Annotated in this window: 19 protein-coding genes; 12 read left to right on the top strand and 7 right to left on the bottom strand. The window is 38.7% G+C overall.

The features are described 5' to 3' along the window. Nucleotides 1–250: 250 nt before the first annotated feature. A complete protein-coding gene (locus ACXITR_RS03595; RefSeq protein WP_457995862.1) occupies nucleotides 251–2,521 on the bottom strand; it encodes a DUF3769 domain-containing protein in 2,271 nt (756 codons plus the stop codon). Nucleotides 2,522–2,776: 255 nt separating this feature from the next. Here ACXITR_RS03595 and hemE point away from each other — a divergent pair, with 255 nt between their 5' ends. Both hemE and ACXITR_RS03585 read left to right on the top strand, forming a co-directional pair. Further along, on the top strand, nucleotides 2,777–3,814 hold the full coding sequence (gene hemE, locus ACXITR_RS03590; RefSeq protein ID WP_457995861.1) for a uroporphyrinogen decarboxylase: 1,038 nt from the start codon (nucleotides 2,777–2,779) through the stop codon (nucleotides 3,812–3,814). Further along, complete coding sequence (locus ACXITR_RS03585) at nucleotides 3,771–3,908, top strand: hypothetical protein (protein WP_457995860.1); 138 nt, start codon at nucleotides 3,771–3,773, stop codon at nucleotides 3,906–3,908. Before hemE ends, ACXITR_RS03585 begins: the two co-directional genes overlap by 44 nt. Before the next feature lies 1 nt (nucleotide 3,909). On the opposite strand, the gene ACXITR_RS03580 is transcribed toward ACXITR_RS03585, so the two are convergent. Then, entirely contained in the window at nucleotides 3,910–5,073 is a 1,164-nt protein-coding gene (locus ACXITR_RS03580) for a GuaB3 family IMP dehydrogenase-related protein (RefSeq protein ID WP_457995859.1), read from the bottom strand. Nucleotides 5,074–5,327: 254 nt separating this feature from the next. Here ACXITR_RS03580 and petM point away from each other — a divergent pair, with 254 nt between their 5' ends. From petM to ACXITR_RS03555, 5 genes are all read left to right on the top strand, one after another. After that, nucleotides 5,328–5,438, top strand: a complete 111-nt coding sequence (petM, locus tag ACXITR_RS03575; RefSeq protein WP_015221724.1) for a cytochrome b6-f complex subunit PetM — start codon at nucleotides 5,328–5,330, stop codon at nucleotides 5,436–5,438. A 56-nt stretch (nucleotides 5,439–5,494) separates the two neighbouring features. Next, the gene (thyD, locus tag ACXITR_RS03570; protein WP_457995858.1) at nucleotides 5,495–6,412 is read left to right on the top strand and encodes a thylakoid membrane protein ThyD; all 918 of its coding nucleotides are present in this window, start codon (nucleotides 5,495–5,497) and stop codon (nucleotides 6,410–6,412) included. Between the two features lie 203 nt (nucleotides 6,413–6,615). After that, nucleotides 6,616–8,628, top strand: coding sequence for a transketolase (gene tkt / locus ACXITR_RS03565; protein WP_457995857.1), 2,013 nt, complete (start codon nucleotides 6,616–6,618; stop codon nucleotides 8,626–8,628). Nucleotides 8,629–8,734: 106 nt separating this feature from the next. Further along, nucleotides 8,735–9,856: a glycosyltransferase gene (locus tag ACXITR_RS03560; RefSeq protein WP_457995856.1), complete on the top strand. Its 1,122-nt coding sequence runs from the start codon at nucleotides 8,735–8,737 to the stop codon at nucleotides 9,854–9,856. A 232-nt stretch (nucleotides 9,857–10,088) separates the two neighbouring features. Further along, nucleotides 10,089–11,351 (top strand): glycosyltransferase, encoded by a 1,263-nt coding sequence (locus ACXITR_RS03555; RefSeq protein ID WP_457995855.1) that lies wholly within the window; start codon nucleotides 10,089–10,091, stop codon nucleotides 11,349–11,351. A gap of 54 nt (nucleotides 11,352–11,405) precedes the next feature. Here the strand turns inward: ACXITR_RS03555 and ACXITR_RS03550 are convergent, their stop codons facing one another. Continuing rightward, nucleotides 11,406–11,732 (bottom strand): DUF3155 domain-containing protein, encoded by a 327-nt coding sequence (locus tag ACXITR_RS03550; protein WP_457995854.1) that lies wholly within the window; start codon nucleotides 11,730–11,732, stop codon nucleotides 11,406–11,408. A gap of 299 nt (nucleotides 11,733–12,031) precedes the next feature. On the opposite strand from ACXITR_RS03550, the gene argZ reads away from it, so the two are divergent. Further along, nucleotides 12,032–14,149: a bifunctional arginine dihydrolase/ornithine cyclodeaminase gene (argZ, locus tag ACXITR_RS03545; RefSeq protein WP_457995853.1), complete on the top strand. Its 2,118-nt coding sequence runs from the start codon at nucleotides 12,032–12,034 to the stop codon at nucleotides 14,147–14,149. Between the two features lie 69 nt (nucleotides 14,150–14,218). Here argZ and ACXITR_RS03540 read toward each other — a convergent pair whose 3' ends face one another. After that, nucleotides 14,219–14,593, bottom strand: coding sequence for a hypothetical protein (locus ACXITR_RS03540; RefSeq protein ID WP_457995852.1), 375 nt, complete (start codon nucleotides 14,591–14,593; stop codon nucleotides 14,219–14,221). A 61-nt stretch (nucleotides 14,594–14,654) separates the two neighbouring features. Here ACXITR_RS03540 and ACXITR_RS03535 point away from each other — a divergent pair, with 61 nt between their 5' ends. Beyond that, nucleotides 14,655–14,870: a hypothetical protein gene (locus ACXITR_RS03535; RefSeq protein ID WP_457995851.1), complete on the top strand. Its 216-nt coding sequence runs from the start codon at nucleotides 14,655–14,657 to the stop codon at nucleotides 14,868–14,870. Between the two features lie 240 nt (nucleotides 14,871–15,110). Beyond that, on the top strand, nucleotides 15,111–15,923 hold the full coding sequence (thiD, locus tag ACXITR_RS03530; RefSeq protein WP_457995850.1) for a bifunctional hydroxymethylpyrimidine kinase/phosphomethylpyrimidine kinase: 813 nt from the start codon (nucleotides 15,111–15,113) through the stop codon (nucleotides 15,921–15,923). 10 nt (nucleotides 15,924–15,933) lie between these two features. Here thiD and ACXITR_RS03525 read toward each other — a convergent pair whose 3' ends face one another. The 3 genes from ACXITR_RS03525 to obgE form a co-directional block, all read right to left on the bottom strand. Further along, nucleotides 15,934–16,278 (bottom strand): hypothetical protein, encoded by a 345-nt coding sequence (locus ACXITR_RS03525; protein ID WP_457995849.1) that lies wholly within the window; start codon nucleotides 16,276–16,278, stop codon nucleotides 15,934–15,936. Between the two features lie 233 nt (nucleotides 16,279–16,511). Beyond that, nucleotides 16,512–17,477 carry an ABC transporter ATP-binding protein gene (locus ACXITR_RS03520; protein WP_457995848.1) on the bottom strand — a complete coding sequence of 322 codons (966 nt, stop codon included), beginning with the start codon at nucleotides 17,475–17,477 and terminating at the stop codon, nucleotides 16,512–16,514. Between the two features lie 22 nt (nucleotides 17,478–17,499). After that, on the bottom strand, nucleotides 17,500–18,525 hold the full coding sequence (obgE, locus tag ACXITR_RS03515; RefSeq protein WP_457995847.1) for a GTPase ObgE: 1,026 nt from the start codon (nucleotides 18,523–18,525) through the stop codon (nucleotides 17,500–17,502). 190 nt (nucleotides 18,526–18,715) lie between these two features. On the opposite strand from obgE, the gene ACXITR_RS03510 reads away from it, so the two are divergent. After that, nucleotides 18,716–19,405: a response regulator transcription factor gene (locus ACXITR_RS03510; protein ID WP_457995846.1), complete on the top strand. Its 690-nt coding sequence runs from the start codon at nucleotides 18,716–18,718 to the stop codon at nucleotides 19,403–19,405. A 150-nt stretch (nucleotides 19,406–19,555) separates the two neighbouring features. Beyond that, on the top strand, nucleotides 19,556–19,692 hold a 137-nt coding region (locus ACXITR_RS03505), incomplete at its 3' end, for a helix-turn-helix domain-containing protein (protein WP_457995863.1).

Below are 19,692 nucleotides of genomic sequence, written 5' to 3'. Positions count from 1 at the left end.
TATTATCATAGTTACTTTTTGTTCTGGTTAACTAGAACGTTTTTTGATATTTTTCATTGTAGTAGTGGTTTAACTCAAACCGCTATTATTTTTATAGATGCCCTATCGGGCGTTTCGTTAGTCTGGTCGCCATTCATCCCTTACCTTTAGAAGGAGGGCTATTCTGACGACTATTTAGATAAATATTAAACAAGGGGTTTAAACCCCTTGCCCCATCACCCTGATTTTTAACCTAATCGCTGACACCTACTCAATCTCTTCCATCAAAAGGTGTAGTATCCCCAGACCAATTAAAATTACTAATACGGAAGTTTATCGAGCCAATTTCGAGGATTGGGTTATACCGTAGTAAGATTCCATAGGCACGGCGACTATATTCGAGAATATAATCGGTACTAATAGATTCATCGGTATCCAGGTTAATAAAGGTTTGAAACCCAGCCCTCACAGGGCCGTATATCTGTTGATTTATCCCCAGAGATAATACACGATCATCGCTGAAACGGTCAAAAAGAAATGGGGAATTACTGTTGGATAAACTTTGGCTATAGGTAACATTAAATCCAGTGTAATCGAAGGTTTTGCGAGAAAAGTTGCCAAATTGTCCTTGCAATCCCACACTTCCTGTCAATGAACCCTGTGTATCTCCATTACTATAATAGTTGCCAACGGCGGTGACACCATTGGTAATAGCCACAAAAGGGGTTACGGGTACGGGGGTATATCTCAAGCCTTCGTTGGGGGTTGGGGGTAAAGGTTCACCCCTCCAGAGGACAATATTACCGTTGATGAGGGCGGCGGCTTGGGTGCGAGTAAGGTTGATTTCGTTGTCAGTGCGATCGCCATTACCCAATAATTCTGCCCTATCGGTATTAGCCGTAATATTTTGAATAGAACCTTGATAAACTAAACCATAACCGCTGTTACCCAAAGGAATATTTGGAGAAGTGATAATCGCCCCAATACTTCTTTCCACCGTTTGGAAACCTAATGAGCCATTGAAAAATCTTTCTCTGCTGGTAAATTCTCCTGTTAAACGGTGGGGGTTGGTCAAATCCCCTAGTTTATGGTTGAGGGTAATATTAGCCCGAAGACGATCATTAAAGTTTTTTAGGTCTAATCCTGTTAATCTAGTGGTAGAAATAAGCTCAGTGCGATCGCTCAGGGTAGCATCTAATTTAACCACCAAGCCAAAACTAGAAGGATTAGTTAAACCCCCATTATCTTCAGGATTCGGAATATTTCGATCCTCAATGGAGTCAGGTAACAAAGCCCTTTGCACCAAGAATTGAGGAGTAATACTCAGAACAATATCATTTTCATCGTAAAGGTTAAAATCCCTTTCAACAAAAAAACCTCCTAAATCTTCCCCATCAAAACCTGCGGAAAATAGAAAAGGACGACGACGACGAGAACTAAAAGTAAACTGACTGAAAAATAAAGGTAAAGATAAAGTTTGATCTAAAACCACCCTAGCATTATCCGCACTCAAATCGTCTCGAAAAGGACTGATATTCGTTAATCTTGCCTCACTAGCCCTAATTTCCAAATCTGGAGGGGAAAAAGGGTCATTTGTTACCCTAATATTAAAAGCCGTCCAATCTCGACCATCAAACTCAACTCTCTCGGCTTCAAATCTGAGGCGGGTAATTCTGTCATTTTCATTACTAGCAGGAATCCCCAATCTACTTTGTAGCGCATCTAAATCTCGATCACTCCCTAAAATAAGACTTAAAGAGCCGCTGGACTGTACTTGATTAATGGGTTGATTGGCCCTAATTTGTCCCGAAAAAGGCGCGGAAGGATTAATAAACGAAGTATCTCCTATACTTACATCTTCCTCAAGGCTGGGTTGAAAAATTGTACCCCTAGCGTTGCGGATAGTACCTTCATTTTGAACAAAAAAGTACTCGAAGCGATCGCCCCTTAAAATTTGTTCTCCCCTTTCCAAAGAAACATTACCCTCCGCCACAGCAATTCTAGTATCAAGATTTATGGAAACTTGATCCGCACTCAAAACCCCATTAGCAAGACGAATAACCACATTTCCCCTCGCAATAACGACATTATCTTGATCTAAAAACTCCTGTTCATCGGCTAAAATTTCCACCACATTAGCCAAATCATCGCTAATAATAGTGTCATTGGATGCCTCCGTTTCTTGGGCAACCTCAAAAGAATCGGAATTTTTCTCAAAATCAAACTGATGCCTTAGCCCATCCCGTTGAGTAGTAATCAATCGTACCGTTTCACCATCAATAATATCTAGCCGTTGAGAATGATTCTGGGTGCTTTGGCTGACTATAGATGGAGAAGATACCCCAGTGGGTAGGTTTTGAAAAGGTAAATGATCGAGATCGTATTGTAAATTTTCAGAGAATGGAGAGATTTCCAGATTATCCTCCATAATGTCCATGGTTTCTTGGATAACGGGGTCATTGTTGATGTTTATCAACTCTTCTTGCAAATTAACATTAACAGGGGAAAAGGCAACGAGGGGAGGAGTAAACATCGGAATCATCTTGGTTAATTTTCCACTAAATTTTCGTGAGAGTAAGCCATGGGCATTAATACTTTTAGCCCAAAATTTCAAGTTATCAAAAACTATGCTAAATCATTAATGGACGTTTTTTGAACTTTGTTTAGTTCCCACTTTTAACCCCTGATTCTGCCACAAAGGTTTTCCGCAAATAATCTTAACATTTCTTGGATAACAAATAGGTCTAATGATAAGCTGAGTGTTGCACTAAAATTTGAGATAAAAAATATATATCTAATGAGCGATTTACCTCTTTTATTAAGGGTTGCAAGGGGAGAAAATGGCGATCGCCCCCCCGTATGGATGATGCGTCAAGCGGGACGTTATATGAAAGTATATAGAGATTTAAGAGATAAATATCCCAGTTTTCGGGAACGCTCAGAAAATCCAGACCTAGCCATCGAAATCTCCCTACAACCTTGGAGAGCATTTCAACCCGATGGAGTAATCATGTTTTCCGACATCCTTACCCCTTTACCCGGTATGGGCATTCCCTTCGACATCGTAGAAAGCAAAGGGCCTATCATCGATCCTCCCATCCGTAGTTTAGAACAAATTGAAAAACTACATCCCCTCGATCCCGAAGAATCATTACCCTTTATTAAAACTATTTTAAAAACCCTTCGTTCCGAAGTAGGCAACAAATCCACCGTTTTAGGTTTTGTCGGCTCTCCTTGGACCCTTGCCGCCTATGCCATCGAAGGAAAAAGCTCCAAAAATTATGCCATCATCAAACGTATGGCCTTTAGTGAGCCTGAAATATTACACAAATTACTGGGCAAGATAGCCGATGCGATCGCTGTTTACGTCCGTTATCAAATCGACTGCGGAGCGCAAGTAGTACAACTATTCGACTCATGGGCAGGACAACTAAGCCCCCAAGACTACGAAACCTTTGCCCTCCCTTATCAACAAAGAGTAGTAAAACAAGTAAAAGAAACCCATCCCGACACCCCCCTAATTCTTTATATCAGCGGTAGCGCTGGGGTACTAGAAAAAATGGGACAATCAGGGGTTGACATCGTCAGTGTTGACTGGACAGTGGATATGGCAGAAGCTAGAGCCAGACTAGGAAAAGATATGAAAGTACAAGGAAATATGGATCCTGGTACCCTATTCGGTACTCCCGAATTTATCCAAGCCCGCATCCATGACACCGTCAAAAAAGCAGGAAATCAAGGACATATCATGAACCTTGGTCATGGTGTATTAGTAGGTACTCCCGAAGACAATGTCAGAGTCTTCTTTGAAACCGCCAAAAGCATCCGCTACTAATAAAACTAACCGTAGGGTGGGCATCGCCCACCATCATAAAAAAAGCCCCTCTCCCGAAAGAGAAGGGTTACTATCCATTCTCAATTCCCGTTAAACTACTTACCCATACCTAATTGTTGAGCCTTTTGATATACCTTACCTTCAGTGAGAAGAGAAGGAGCAATAACAACCTCAACCTGTTGCATTTCCTTAATATCTTTTGCCCCTAAAGTACCCATACTGGTTTTTAACGCACCAAGTAAATTGTGAGTACCATCGTCCAACTTCGCAGGACCAGTGAGAATTTCCTTAATAGTACCAGTAGTACCCACATTAATACGAGTACCACGGGGTAAAACAGGGCTAGGAGTTGCCATACCCCAATGGAAACCACGACCGGGAGCTTCCGCACTACGGGCAATGGGAGAACCAATCATCACCGCATCTGCACCACAGGCGATACATTTACAAATATCTCCCCCAGTAATGATACCTCCATCAGCAATGATAGATACATACTTACCAGTTTCCTGATAAAAATCATCCCTAGCCGCTGCACAATCTGCCACTGCTGTCGCTTGAGGAATACCTACCCCCAATACCCCACGGGAAGTACAAGCCGCCCCAGGTCCGATACCTACTAAAACTCCCGCAGCCCCAGCTTTCATAAGGTTCATGGCTACTTCATAGGTAACACAGTTGCCGAGGAATACAGGCATGGGCATTTTTTCACAAAAACCAGCCAAATCCAAAGGCTCGATGGATTCAGGGGAAAGGTGTGCCGTAGATACTACCGTAGCTTGAATAAAGACAACATCTGCTCCCGCTTCCGCCACTGCGTCGCCATAGTTTGCGGCCCCTGCGGGGGTTAAACTAACGGCTGCGATACCGCCCTTTTCTTTGATTTCAATAATTCTTTTTTTGATTAGTTCCGCTTTAACAGGCTCACTATACAATTCTTGCATTAAGCCTACAAATTCAGATTTACCAACGGAGGCAATGCGATCTAAAATAGGATTAGGATCTTCGTAACGGGTTTGGATGCCCTCAAGGTTAAGCACTCCCATGGCTCCTAATTCGGAGAGTAGCACTGCCATTTGTACATCAACAACACCATCCATGGCACTAGCGATAATGGGAATCTCTCTTTCAATACCCCCTAATTTTACTTTTGTATCTGCTAATATGGGGTCTAGGGTTCTCATTCCCGGTACTAAGGCGATTTCATCTATACCATAAGCTCGACGAGCTTTTTTTCCACGACCAATTACGATTTCCACTTTATATTTATATTTTCTGCTATAAGTTATTTGCTTAGATTATCAAATTTTGACATCTTTAGGCAAGATGGGAATAATGGCGAATTGATAATTGATAATTGATAATTGATAATGGATTATAAGGAGTTAATAAATATTATTGGTTTTCTTGTCAGTTTAGACCGCACTACGGAGCTTTAATTTTTGTAGGGTAAAGGGTTACGATATAATGGTTGGGATAAATAAATTAATAATTAATCAGGAGATATTAGACCATGACTGCTGAAAGTATGTTATTTGGTGGTGCAATTCTTTGCTTTAGCGTAGTATTAGTTGGTTTAGCTTGGGGTTTCTTACTTTTAAAAGTAACTGGAGAAGCTGAATAGTATTTGCTTTGGTTTAGTGTTAGGTTTCGTTTTATCATATAAAATAAAAAATTTTTATGAAAATTGCTATTACCGGCGCCACGGGATTTGTGGGCAAAGAGTTGGTTAAAAAACTGGCGGTAAATCACCAAATTGTTGTTCTAACCCGTAATGTTGATAAGGCAAGATCGGTTTTTCCTAGTAACTTACAGTCTAATTTAGAGTATGTCGGCTATACTCCTAAAAGTTCGGGGGACTGGCAAAAACAACTAGATGGCTGTGATGGAGTGGTAAATCTAGCGGGGGCGCCCATTGCTGAGAGATGGAGTCCTAGTTATAAGCAAGAAATTTTTGATAGTCGTCAATTAGTTACAAGGAATATTGTTGAGGGTATCAAGGCTTGTAATAGTAAACCGGCTTTTCTGATTAATGCTTCTGCCATTGGTTTTTATGGTACTAGCGAAACTGATACTTACACGGAGGTTAGCCCTGCGGGGGATGATTTTTTGGCAAAGGTGTGTGTAGCATGGGAGGAGGAAGCCCAAAAGGTAAAAGAAGCGGGTGTACGGTTAGTTATTTTCCGTTTTGGCATTGTTTTGGGTAATGAAGGGGCTTTGGCGAAGATGATTCCTCCTTTTAAAATTTTTGCAGGGGGCCCCATTGGGGAGGGAAAACAGTGGTTTTCTTGGATTCATATTGATGATTTGGTTAATTTACTATTAGAGGCGATCGCCCAGAGTAATATAGAAGGAACATTTAATGCGACAGCTCCTTATCCTGTGACGATGAATCAATTGTGTGAGACTTTAGGTAATGTCATGAATCGCCCTTCATGGTTACCTGTGCCGGGTTTTGCCTTAGAATTACTCCTTGGGGATGGTGCAAAAGTGGTATTAGAAGGACAGAAAGTATTACCTGAAAAAACCACCGAAACCATGGGCTATAACTTCCAATATGCTGATCTTAAATCCGCCCTCAAGGACATAGTTAATTAATTGTGATGGCTGAAATATTCACATCTTCACAGAAAAAAAACTGTTACCTATTAACCATTTCCCCTTCCTTATTTCCTTGAAAACTTTTTTTCAACATCTGCTCATAATTGTTGTGGCGAAAACTTGCGATCTCTGCTAAACAATGAGAAGATAAACGGTAAATTCCCTTACAATTTTTATTAAATCTAGTAAAAAAAATAATTATGGTTGTTGCAACCCAATCTATTCAAGAACTTTGCGTTAATGCTATTCGCTTTCTCTCCATCGATGGGGTAGAAAAAGCAAAATCTGGACACCCCGGTTTACCTATGGGAGCCGCTCCTATGGCTTTTGTGCTATGGGATCAGTTCATGAAGTTTAACCCTAAAAATCCTCAGTGGATTAACCGCGATCGCTTCGTACTTTCCGCAGGTCATGGTTCCATGCTTCAATATTCCCTATTACACCTCTATGGATATGATAGCGTAACCATCGAAGATATTAAACAATTCCGTCAGTGGAAATCAAGAACCCCCGGACACCCCGAGAACTTCGTCACCGCAGGGATTGAAGTTACTACTGGTCCTTTAGGGCAGGGTATTGCCAATGGTGTGGGTTTAGCCCTTGCAGAGGCTCATTTGGCCGCTAAATATAACAAACCCGATTGCACCCTCATCGATCACTACACCTACGTTATTTTGGGTGATGGTTGTAATATGGAAGGTATTTCTGGGGAAGCTGCTTCCATTGCTGGTCACTGGGGCTTAGGTAAACTCATTGCTTTATACGATGACAACCACATCTCCATCGATGGTTCCACCGACATCGCCTTTACAGAAGATGTTTCCAAGCGTTTTGAGGCCTACGGTTGGCACGTTCTCCACGTTGAAAATGGTAATAGTGATTTAGATGCCATCGCCAAGGCGATCGAAGAAGCTAAATCTGTCACCGATAAACCTACCATGATCAAAGTAACCACCACCATCGGTTACGGCTCTCCCAAAAAAGCTAATACCGCAGGGGTACACGGTGCCGCCCTAGGGGGAGACGAAGTAGAAGCAACCCGTAAAAACCTCGGTTGGAATTATGAACCCTTTGTGGTTCCCCAAGACGCTTACGATCATTTCAAAAAAGCAGGGGAAAAAGGTGCAACGGCAGAAGCCCAGTGGAATGAAACCCTAGCTACCTACAAATCTAAATATCCCACCGAAGCTGCTGAATTTGAAACCATCACCTCCGGTAAACTTCCCGAAAATTGGGCAGATTGTCTTCCTACCTACACCCCCGAAGACAAAGCCTTGGCTAGTCGTAAACACTCTGAAATCTGTTTGAATGCAATTTCTAAAGTTTTACCTCAGTTAGTAGGTGGTTCCGCAGATTTAACCCACTCCAACTTAACCCAACTAGAGGTTTCTGGAGACTTCCAAAAAGGTGCTTACGAAAACCGTAACATTCACTTTGGTGTTAGGGAACACGCCATGGGTGCTATCTGTAACGGCATTGCCCTCCATAACACTGGTTTAATTCCCTACGGTGCTACTTTCCTTGTATTCTCTGACTACATGAGAAATTCTATCCGTCTTTCTGCCCTCTCCGAAGCTCAAACCATCTGGGTAATGACCCACGATTCCATCGCTTTAGGTGAAGATGGTCCGACTCACCAACCCGTTGAACACGTTGCTTCTTTACGCTTAATTCCTGATTTAATGGTATTCCGTCCCGCTGATGGTAACGAAACTTCTGGGGCGTACAAAGTGGCGATCGAAACCAAGAAAACCCCTTCCCTCATGGCCTTAACCCGTCAAGGTTTACCAAATCTCGCAGGTTCCTCCATTGATGCCGTAGCAAAAGGTGGTTATGTGGTAGCTTGTGGTTTTCCTCCCGAAGAATTAGACCTTATCCTCATCGGTACGGGTAGCGAAGTATCTCTTTGTGTGGATGCCGCTGAAAAACTCAAAGCTGAAGGCTTAAAAGTACGTGTAGTTTCCATGCCTTGTATCGAACTATTCGACAAACAAAGCGATGAATACAAAGAATCCGTACTACCTAAAGCCATTAAAAAACGTGTTTCCGTTGAAGCTGGTACAACCTTTGGTTGGGAACGTTTTGTTGGTGATGAGGGCGTTTGTATTGGTATTAACACCTATGGTGCCTCTGCCCCCGGTGGAGTTGTCATGGAAAAATTTGGTTTCACCGTGGATAACGTTGTTGCTAAAGCAAAATCTATCCTTGGTTAATTTTTTGTTAATTAATTAAAATTTTTCAGTCACTAAGAGCAAAATTGACTATCATAAGTCAAAAGCCCTTGGTGGCTTTTTTGTTGATAATAAATATGACTTAATAATGGTTGATAAAAAAAAGATTGCAGTGTATGCTCCTTATTTTGCAGGGGGGGGAGCGGAAGCAGTGGAGCTAGGAATAGTAGATGCGTTACAAGATGACTATGAAATAACTTTATTTACTTTTGTTGATGTAAATATTGATAAGCTAAATAAATTTTATAGTACTAATATTAGTAAAAACAATATAAAAATTAACTATATTCTCTCTCAACCCTTATCTAAATTAGTTAGTTATTTATCCTCTAATAACAAGTTTTTTAGGTCTTTTATTCTTCATTCTGTCATCGCAAAAATGAGGTATGAAAAAGATAATTATGATCTTTTAATTTCGGCATATAACGGAGTTGATTTAGGAAAAAAAGGTATTCAATATTTACACTGGGTTAAAGTAGTGGACGGACAAAGTAACTATTGGACAAAAATATTCAATTTTTCCCAAGATAAAATTAAAGAAAATATTACCATTACTAACTCTCACTTTACAGCAGAAGCTGTACAAAAAGTATATGGCTTAAATTCACAGGTTATTTATCCCTGTGTCATGCTTGAGGGCTCTCAAATTCCTTGGGAGGAAAAGGAAAATGCTTTTATCTGTAGCGGACGCTTAGTAATGGAAAAAGCTCCCCATCGCGCTTTAAATATGCTCAAAGAAGTAAGGAAAAGAGGTTTTGATATAAAGTTATATTTGACGGGGGGGACAAGTGGTGTTTATAAAAGTAAGTATTATCGTTTTTTAAAGAAAGTAGTTAGGGAAAATAATGATTGGGTCACTTTATGTGAAAATTTAAGTTATCAGGAGTACACCCAAGTTTTAAATAAATGTAAATATGGAGTTCATTTTAAATTTGAACCTTTTGGCATTTCTGTGGCAGAGATGATGAAAGCTGGGGCAATTCCTTTTGTTAAAAATAGGGGCGGACAAATGGAAATTGTTGGTTTAGATAATACAGAGTTATTTTTTGAGAAGGAAAAAGACGGTGTAGAAAAAATTATTAATATTCTAAAAAACGAGGAAAAACAGAAAAAGTTAAAAAATATCTTAAATAATCGTCAAGATCTATTTTCCCAAACAAAATTTTACCAAGAAATGAAGAAAGTTGTGGATAATTTTTTGTTAATTTAGTTTAGATTTGTGATAAGACAAGTTGAAAATTTTCAATTGAGATATAACCATATCTAAAAGCATAGTTAAACTAGCTGTACTGGACTATGAATGTCAAAATAATTTTTTTATCACTGTACTTTAGATAAATGAAATTATCTAAGATAAAATTTTTAAAATTTGTTACATTTGTTTATAGAGAATAAATTTTATTTTTGTTTTTTGTCTGATATTTTTGTAATAGAATATTTTTATGAAGTTACTTTTTTTTGTTCCATATAGTCGTCCCGGTGGTGTGGAAAGGGTTATTATTTCTTTGGTAAAGGAGTTTGCTACACAAATTGATCAAGTTATTTTGGTAACGTCTCCTCAACTCTTGAAACATTTTCAAGAGCAAATTTCTGATAATGATAAGATTATTTATCAGCCTTTTACTTTAATCAATTCTTCCTATAAAAATAAGTTATTAGGTTTAATTAATAAATTTAATATATTTGCGAAAAAATTTAACTTACATTTTTTTAGTTCTCTGAAACAAAATTATTATCAAAATTTAGTTTTTGAACAAATTATAAACAAGTATGATGTTAGTCATTGTTTATATGCGATCGCCAATAAAACTAATCCTCCAAAAATAAAAGTTCCCTTATTCATGATTAGTTATGATATTTTCTGGCATTTTTCACCATTAACTTATGGTAAAACATATACTGATAAATATGATCATAGTCTTTTAAAATGGCTTAACAATTCTAGTGGTGTAATTACAATTTCTGAGCAAACAAAACAGGATATTAAGACACTATTTCCTAGGTTTAAATCCAATATAAAATGTATTCCCATCGCAGGTTTTTTTCCATCAGATAATTTATTGAATATGATCCCTGAAAAGAATCATGATGAAAAAATTTTTATATTCCCATCATCATTTGGTATTTATAAAGATCATCTTACTCTAATAAAAGCTGGAATTATCTTAGCAAAAAATAAAAAAAAATCTAATTTTAAAATTATTTTCATAGGAAAAGAAACTGATAAAATACTATCATCACAAATTAACTTATCTCAACAAAATAGTACAAAAGAATATCAAAGTTATATAAAGGAATTAGAGTTAACTTATAAGGAGAATCAACAGGTAATTGATCAACATTTTTTAGGGTTAGGTTATTGTAGTGATGAAGAATTGGAAGACTGGTACAATAAAAGTAGTTGTGTTATTTTTCCCTCTCGTTATGAGGGTTTTGGACTAGCTATTTCTGAGGCGATTGTAAGGGGAATACCTGTTATAGTATCCGATTTAAGTGTATTTAAGGAACAAGTCAACTTATATCAATGTTCTAAAAGAGTAAGATTTTTTCCTAGTAATAATAGTCAAGAATTATCAAACCAAATAGACTTTTTTATACAAAACCCGATTCGGTGTTTAGAAAATAGTGAAATTGAATATTATCGGGAGGTCTGGAATTGGAAAAAAGTTACTCAAGCATATATTGAATATATGAACCAGTGGTAAAATTAACACTTAATTGAATATGGTGGGCGATGCCCACCCTTGAATTGCGGATAATTAATTACTGAGAGATAACGCAGGATTAACGGTAATATTTTTTACTTGAGGTTTAATAGTACGAAGACTGGGGAAAAGAAAATGATTTTCTTCTACATATTGAGCACCGAATAAACCTTTTTCTGCCCAAAAATAACGATCTGTAGTATGTTCATTTCTTTTTACTACTAATAGGGCAGGAGGGATAATACCATTTGCTCGAATATGCTTTCTAGCGGCAGTTACGGGCTTATCTTCGCCACTTTCAATATAATAATGGGGTACTAACTCTAATATTTTTCTTCCCTCAAGACGGCGACGGCTTTTACGCTTTCTCTTTCTAGCCAAGTTTATTTCCTCCTTGTTATTTTTGTCTGGGATGTCTTACGGGTCACATCTGATTCCATGGAGTGATTATATAATTTTTATCTAGATCTGTCAATGGGCAATTGAATCGTTATGGAAGAAGACGATCGCACCTTAAAACGATAAAGAGATAAAGTCATCATTTCAAGACATAGTGAGCATTATAGACATCAAAGAAGAAACTAGAGCGAGGTATAATATGATTTTGGTGAAAAGTCAAAATGAAAGCAAAAATTGACCCACCAAACCTATTTTGAGCCTAGAGAGTATTAAGAATTTTTATGAGTGACAATATCCGTATTTTAATGTGCGCTCCAGATCATTATGACGTTGACTACGTGATCAATCCTTGGATGGAAGGAAATATTCACAAATCCAGTCAAGCAAAAGCCGTTGAGCAATGGCAAAACCTCCACAACATCATCAAAGAATATGCCATTGTTGATTTGGTCAAGCCTGAAAAAGGAGTGCCTGACATGGTATTTACCGCCAATGCAGGATTAGTATTAGGAGACAATGTAGTTTTAAGTCGCTTTTTCCACCCCGAAAGACAAGGGGAAGAACCTTATTTTAAAGCATGGTTTGAAGAAAATGGCTTTACCGTCCATGAATTACCCCAAGATTTACCCTTTGAAGGTGCAGGGGATGCTCTATTTGATAGGGAAGGACGTTGGTTATGGGCTGGTTATGGTTTCCGTTCAGAGTTAGATTCCCACCCTTACATCGCCCGATGGTTAGATACGGAAGTTCTATCCTTAAGACTAATCGATAACCGTTTCTATCATCTCGATACCTGTTTTTGTCCTTTGGCAAATGGCTATCTACTGTATTATCCTGATGCTTTCGATAGTTACTCCAATCGCTTAATTGAAATGCGAGTACCCGAAGACAAACGTATCGTAGTAAAAGAACCTGATGCGGTTAACTTTGCTTGTAATGCTGTTAATATCAATGATATTGTTATCATGAACAACATTAGCAAAGATCTTGAGCAACGTATTACTGAAAAAGGTTTTACCGTTCGTCAAACTTCCCTCACCGAGTTTCTAAAAGCAGGGGGAGCGGCCAAATGTTTAACCCTAAGGGTAACTGAGCCTATTTTAGAGGATGTCCATGCTAGTAACTCCGTGGAAAGTAGAGTTATTAAGATGGAAGGGCATCTACTCGATACAGGCATGATGAATCGTGCCTTAGATTTGATCGTTTATGAAGGCGGCAGTTTTAAAGTTCTCAATTTCAATTTAGGGGTTGAGCGTCAAAGTCCTTCCTGTGCTGAGGTGCGCATCTCTGCTCCATCCCATGATGTAATGGAAGATATTATCAGTCAGTTGATTGACTTAGGGGCAGTATCCATTCCCGAAAAAGAGTCCGATGTTACCTTAGAAACCGTGGTTAAGGCTGGAGTTTCCCCCGATGACTTTTATGTAACTACTATCTATCCTACGGAAATTAGGGTAAATGGTGATTGGATTAGGGTAAATGACCAGAGAATGGACGGTGCGATCGCCCTTAGCACAAAAAATGGTACGATCAAAGCGACTTGTAAACTATTGCGTGATTTAGAAATAGGAGAACAAGTAGTAGTGGGTATCGATGGAATTCGTACCATCAGAGCAACCCAATCCCGTGAGCAACGCAACAAACCCCAAGAATTTAGCTTCATGAGTGGTGGGGTATCCAGTGAGCGTAGGGTAGAACTTTTAGTGGAGCAAATCGCTTGGGAAATGCGCCATATCCGAGATCAAGGGGGTAAAGTAACCGTAGTAGCTGGCCCTGTGGTCATTCACACTGGGGGAGCAGAACATCTTTCTAAATTGATTAGGGATGGTTATGTACAATGTCTGTTGGGGGGAAATGCGATCGCCGTTCACGACATGGAACAAGCTATGATGGGAACATCCCTAGGGGTTGATATGTACAAAGGAGTACCCGTCAGCGGAGGACACCGCCATCACCTTAAAGTTATTAACATGGTACGCCGTGCTGGTAGCATCGCCAAAGCCGTAGAGGAAGGTTTAGTAACAAGAGGGATTATGTATCAGTGCGTAAAAAATAACGTCCCCTTCTGTCTCGCTGGTTCAATCCGTGATGATGGACCTTTACCCGATACCGAAATGGACTTAATTAAAGCCCAGAGCGAATATTCTCGCCTTGTACAGGGTTCAAACATGATCTTGATGCTCTCTACCATGCTACACTCCATCGGAGTAGGTAATATGACCGCCGCAGGGGTAAAAATGGTCTGTGTGGACATTAACCCCGCCGTAGTAACCAAACTGAGTGATCGAGGTTCTATAGAATCCGTAGGAATTGTCACCGATGTAGGCTTATTCCTCAGTCTTTTAGTTCAACAGTTAGACAAGCTAACCAACCGTCAAGAATTAGCGGAAACCGTTTAATGGAATTAATTCAATAATAACTAAAGGGGGTGGGCATTGCTCACCCTTACCCATAGATATTGACTGAAATTAGAAATAAGAATCTAAATCAATAGCCTCAGAACCACCTTCCAAAAGTTGTACAATTAATTTTTTAAGTTGTACCCATATCAATACACCAATAAACACAGTTAAAGGTAAAGAAACTCCGTAGGATAACATACGATTGTAAGTAAAAATTTCCAGCCCTGCGGCTAAAAACATACAGATTCCCAAACAAATACCAAGAAAAGGTACCTGTAAGACAGAAATTTCTGACAAATCAGTTTTAATTCCTTTTTTACCCTGATTACTCCAATAATTAACTTTAATTTTCAAGGAAGATTCAAAAGCTAAACCACAGGTAACTCCAATAAAAAAACCCACAGCTAATAATACTAAAGGGGGTTGGGGTAATGTGTACATGATTTTATAGAGATTTTGTTATTTTGTTTATAGTTGTTTGTTACAAAATATTAACATTTTTATGGTTCACCAAAAAAAACTAATGTATCAAAAAATTCATTGCGTCAATCATGTGGGTAAAAATCTTTTAATAGTGGGTTATCATCCTGATAAATTATGGGAATTTAGAATCGTAACAGCGGACGGAAATATCGTAAAAGAAGTAGAACAATTTACCATGGCGGAGTTAGCAGAAAAAGAAGGTAAAAAATGGATTGAAGATCATCTTTTGAGTTAAAAGTATTTTAGGCGTTGCTAATTTTAGGTAGGATTTATCGTTGAGGAAGGGAACGGGGAATAGGTAACGGTTAGAATATTTAGGAGTCTTAGTTTTTAGTGTAATTCCACTATGTCTCATACCACCATTAAGCAATGCCGTATTTTAATAACCTTGAGGAAAAAGGGAAAGACTGAAGAAATTGACAATGGACAATGGACGATGGACAATTAATTATTAATAAAAGTTAGTAAAAAAATAATGAAAACGGCGGTAGCTTTAACCATTGCTGGTTCTGATAGTGGCGGTGGTGCAGGAATTCAGGCAGATTTAAAAACCTTTGCTTTTAATTATGTCCATGGTGTGAGTGTCGTTACTTGCCTCACGGCTCAAAATACTCAAACTGTCACCGATGTAATGGCGGTATCCCCTGAAATGGTAAAAGCTCAATTTGAAGCGGTAATCAGTGATATTAAGGTGGATGCTCTTAAGACAGGAATGCTTTTTAATGAAGAAATTATCTCCACGGTGGCTCATTGTATCAAGTCATGGGGGGGCAAAAATATTCTGATTGATCCTGTGATGGTTTCTCGGACTGGGGCGCAATTAATTGATAATCAGGCGGTTAAAGCCATGAAAAGTTTACTTTTTCCCCAAGCCCTCGTCCTCACTCCTAATCTATATGAAGCTCAGTTGTTAAGTGATATTTCCATTAAGTCTGTGGAGGATATGAAACGGGCGGCCTGTAAAATTTATGATTTAGGGGTCAAAAGTGTGTTAATTAAGGGTGGTGCCGCTCAAGGGAAAAATAAGGGAATTGATGTTTTTTTTGATGGGGAAAATTATACCGTTGTTCAAATAAAGGCGGTGGATACGGTAAATAATCATGGCACAGGATGCAGTCTTGGGGCTGGTATTACTGCCCATTTAGCCCTCGGAAAGTCTCTCCCAAGGGCGATCGCCTCTGCTAAGGAATATGTTACAACAGCTTTAGAATATTCCCTTGAAATAGGCTCAGGATGTGGCCCTATTGGTCATTTTTTCCCGATGATAGAATCACAATACGTTGACTAGATTTCATCAATTAATTATCATCATTATTCCAAGCCTCAATGGATACAGGAACAAAGTCGCCATAAATACTTAAGGCTAAAAATAAGGGTTCTCCTTGAGAAATTAATTTTCCGCTTAAAACACAACTTTCGTCTTTTCTGGCGATACCTTCTATGGTTGCTCGAATATCTGTTTTTGCAAAGTTAGGTCGATATTCCCCTGATTTTTGTTGTACATAATTCCACAAAATATCACGAATTAATGTTTGATAACCCTGACTACCTGAAAGAGACTTTAAACTATCTTTGAGGCTCTTTTCGAGGCGAATACTGGTTACCTCCATCTGAGTTGTAGAGGTTCTGTGCATTGAGCGCATAATGTTAAAGTTTTTATATTTTTAGAGTTTTATATTAGGTAAGACTAGAGTAGTACATTACCTTATCTTTTGCTACAAAAATATATGATTTTTAACAAACCTTAACTATTAATTATTTTCTTTAACAATCATAGACTAAGATTCAATTATACTGCTAATTTTACTACTTAAGTATATGTTTATATGAAAAAGTAAACAGAGATTTGGGCTAGTTTCATGGTTTTAAATGATTCCTAGGATGTTTGTTGATGTCCTAACTTCAGGAATATGCTTTCTAGGCTTTCTTTTTCACAGTGGAAATTATGAATAGGAATATCTGCTTTTATTAGTTGTTTTAAAAGTTGGGCCACTTCTTCTAAATCCCCTTTAAAATGAGTCAGATAATGATTTTTTTTGGGCAGTTTTTCCCAATATTCTACTAAAGGACAGTTATTTAATTCTTGTTCTAATTTGTCATTTTTTCCGAGGATAGAAATAAATATTTGTTGCTTACTAAATTTTTGGTATAAACTTTCTAGGGATGAGTTTTCCACAAGACAACCTAACTCCATAATGCCGATGGATGTGCATAATTCTGCTAAATCACTCAGCACATGGGATGATATTAAAATAGTCATTCCTGCTTGTTGTAATAGCTTGATGGCTTGACGAAATTCTAATCTGGCGATAGGGTCTAACCCTGATACTGGTTCATCTAAAAGAAGGATAATGGGTTGATGAATGATGGTACGGGCAAGGCTCAGACGTTGTTTCATCCCCCTAGAAAGGGTCGCTATGGGACTATTTCTTTTGTTCTCGAGGTTGACGATTTCTAATACTTCCTGTAATCGCTGTCTTCGGAGAGGTTTTGAGAGTTTGTAGAGTCTGGCAAAATAATCGAGGTAATCGATTACGTTAAGGTCATCATAGAGGGGGAAGTCGTCGGGTAGATAGCCCAAATATTGTTTTAGATGGGGGTTGGTGTTATCTGTTAAAAGGCGATCGCCATTTAGATATATTTCTCCCTTGGTAGGCTCTTCTGCCATGGCTAACATACGGATGAGGGTAGTTTTTCCAGCCCCATTGGGCCCAATTAGGCCATATACTTCCCCTTGTTTTATTTGTAAATCTATTTCATTAACGGCTATGGTTTTGTCATAGATTTTGGTTAGTCCGTAAGTGGCGATCGCAATTTGTTCTTGATTATCGTTAATTAGCATAATTCAAAAGGGGAATTGATGTTTAATTATCCATTATTAATAGTTCATCTTGTATGGTTAATTGATCTAATTCCTGCCAAATAGTTTGTAAAAGGCGATCGCACCCTGCCCCTGTCACCGCTGAAATCAAGAAAATTTGGTCATCCGTCACCCCCTGAAACTGCTCCATCAAATATTGTTGGGTTTCCTCATCAATAGAATCAATCTTATTAAGAGCTAAAATTTGTATTCGCTCAGGCAAACCACGACCATAAGCCCTTAACTCATCCTGAATAATTTTATAATCCTCCAAGGGATTTTCCGCATTAACATCTACTAAATGTAATAGTAACCGAGTGCGCTCGATGTGCCGTAAAAAATCATGACCTAAACCAATCCCATCAGAAGCCCCCTCAATTAACCCCGGAATATCAGCAAACACCGTGCCATCTCCCGTCGGTTTTCTCACCACCCCCAAATTAGGTACAAGGGTAGTAAAAGGATAATCAGCAATTTTTGGTTTAGCAGAAGACACCGCCGAAATAAAAGTTGACTTTCCAGCATTGGGCAAGCCAATGATACCTACCTCCGCCAACAACTTCAACTCTAGGCGAATTTGTTTTGTTTCCCCCTCTAAACCGGGTAACGCATACTCCGGCGCCCGATTACTATTACTCAAAAAATGTTGATTCCCTAAACCACCTTTACCACCCTTTGCCACCACAAAAGTATCATTTTCCTTGACCAAATCAAAAATTAATTGCTCCGTCTCCAAGTCATACACCATAGTGCCACAGGGTACCTCTAAAATGCGATCCTTGCCCCCTGCCCCTGTGCGGTTGTTCGGACCTCCTCTTTTGCCGTCCTCTGCCTTAAATTGACGAGCATAGCGAAAATCCAAAAGGGTTTGTAAATTAGTAACCGCCTTTAAAATTACCGAACCTCCCCTACCGCCATTTCCCCCAGAAGGCCCCCCTGCGGGGACATATTTTTCCCTGCGAAAAGCTACCAAGCCATCTCCGCCGTTTCCTGCTATTACTTCTATTTCTACCTGATCTATAAATTGCATCGATTTTTATTAATTGATAACGAATATTGACACTCCCCAAGGGTAAGTTTTAGATATACTTTTTTTAGTTTTAATATTGAACTTGTAGAGCCATAGTTATTTTACCTTATTTTGTCTCAAATTTTTGGCATATTTGAACAGTGAAAAAGGTTACTATTATTTTAAATATATTTTTATAGTGCCAACGTTTATGACAGAACATATTTTATTAGTAGATGATGAACCCGGTATCAGGGAATCCTTACAGGCATATTTAGGCGACAATGAGGATTGGCGTGTGGATGTTGCTAGTAATGCCCAAGAAGCGTGGACTATGCTACAAAGTGAAATTCCAGATATTATTATCTCGGATATTATGATGCCCGAGGTTAATGGTTTGGAGTTTTTAGCCCAGTTAAAAGATGATATTCGTTTCCAAAATATTCCTGTGGTTTTTCTCACCGCTAAGGGGATGACGGGCGATCGCATTGAGGGTTATACTGCAGGATGTGATGCTTATTTACCTAAACCGTTTGATCCCGATGAGCTAGAAGCTATCATTAAAAATCTGCTCGAAAAAACTAAGATTAGACAGGAAAACAGTCCCCAAAGCACCCAGTTAGATGAATTGGTGAAGGACGTAAAAGACATTAAGGATAAACTAGATAATCCTAACAAATTAAATGTTACAGAGTCTCCCATCAAAATTGATTTAACCCCCCGAGAACAAAGTGTATTAGACTTAGTGGCAAAGGGTTTAATGAATAAAGAAATAGCCAAGACGTTGCAAACTAGCGTTAGAAATGTGGAAAAATATGTGAGTCGCTTATTTAGTAAAACAGGCACGAATAGTCGCACGGAGTTAGTACGTTTCGCCCTTACCCATGGCTTAACAGACTAATACAGTGATGGGGAGTAGATATTTAAGTTTATCAAAAATTTTGGGTATAAAACCCCGTCATTCATGACGGCTTTATATTTATTACAAGATATATTAATAAATTGTAAGTAGAGATGGTAAAATACCATTTAGTTTAACAACTCCTGGCAGATGCTGAATCTAACGTTCAACTACAAGCTAAAACCTACGGCGAAGCAAATAGAAATCATTGAGCATAATCTTGATGTCTGTAAGTCAGTATGGAATCACGGTTTGTATGAACGTAAATTGTGGTACAACAGTAAAAC

The organism is Cyanobacterium sp., assembly GCF_054166785.1.
Note: the sequence above shows the minus strand (reverse complement) of the source record. Positions and strands in the feature narration are given on the sequence as shown.

Bases quoted from the DNA above. Each gene is read 5' to 3' on its own strand.
- ACXITR_RS03595 (WP_457995862.1), bottom strand. From the start codon at position 2,521: ATGATTCCGATGTTTACTCCTCCCCTCGTTGCCTTTTCCCCTGTTAAT.
- hemE (WP_457995861.1), top strand. From the start codon at position 2,777: ATGAGCGATTTACCTCTTTTATTAAGGGTTGCAAGGGGAGAAAATGGC.
- ACXITR_RS03585 (WP_457995860.1), top strand. From the start codon at position 3,771: ATGTCAGAGTCTTCTTTGAAACCGCCAAAAGCATCCGCTACTAATAAA.
- petM (WP_015221724.1), top strand. From the start codon at position 5,328: ATGACTGCTGAAAGTATGTTATTTGGTGGTGCAATTCTTTGCTTTAGC.
- thyD (WP_457995858.1), top strand. From the start codon at position 5,495: ATGAAAATTGCTATTACCGGCGCCACGGGATTTGTGGGCAAAGAGTTG.
- tkt (WP_457995857.1), top strand. From the start codon at position 6,616: ATGGTTGTTGCAACCCAATCTATTCAAGAACTTTGCGTTAATGCTATT.
- ACXITR_RS03560 (WP_457995856.1), top strand. From the start codon at position 8,735: ATGGTTGATAAAAAAAAGATTGCAGTGTATGCTCCTTATTTTGCAGGG.
- ACXITR_RS03555 (WP_457995855.1), top strand. From the start codon at position 10,089: ATGAAGTTACTTTTTTTTGTTCCATATAGTCGTCCCGGTGGTGTGGAA.
- argZ (WP_457995853.1), top strand. From the start codon at position 12,032: ATGAGTGACAATATCCGTATTTTAATGTGCGCTCCAGATCATTATGAC.
- ACXITR_RS03540 (WP_457995852.1), bottom strand. From the start codon at position 14,593: ATGTACACATTACCCCAACCCCCTTTAGTATTATTAGCTGTGGGTTTT.
- ACXITR_RS03535 (WP_457995851.1), top strand. From the start codon at position 14,655: ATGGTTCACCAAAAAAAACTAATGTATCAAAAAATTCATTGCGTCAAT.
- thiD (WP_457995850.1), top strand. From the start codon at position 15,111: ATGAAAACGGCGGTAGCTTTAACCATTGCTGGTTCTGATAGTGGCGGT.
- ACXITR_RS03525 (WP_457995849.1), bottom strand. From the start codon at position 16,278: ATGCGCTCAATGCACAGAACCTCTACAACTCAGATGGAGGTAACCAGT.
- ACXITR_RS03520 (WP_457995848.1), bottom strand. From the start codon at position 17,477: ATGCTAATTAACGATAATCAAGAACAAATTGCGATCGCCACTTACGGA.
- obgE (WP_457995847.1), bottom strand. From the start codon at position 18,525: ATGCAATTTATAGATCAGGTAGAAATAGAAGTAATAGCAGGAAACGGC.
- ACXITR_RS03510 (WP_457995846.1), top strand. From the start codon at position 18,716: ATGACAGAACATATTTTATTAGTAGATGATGAACCCGGTATCAGGGAA.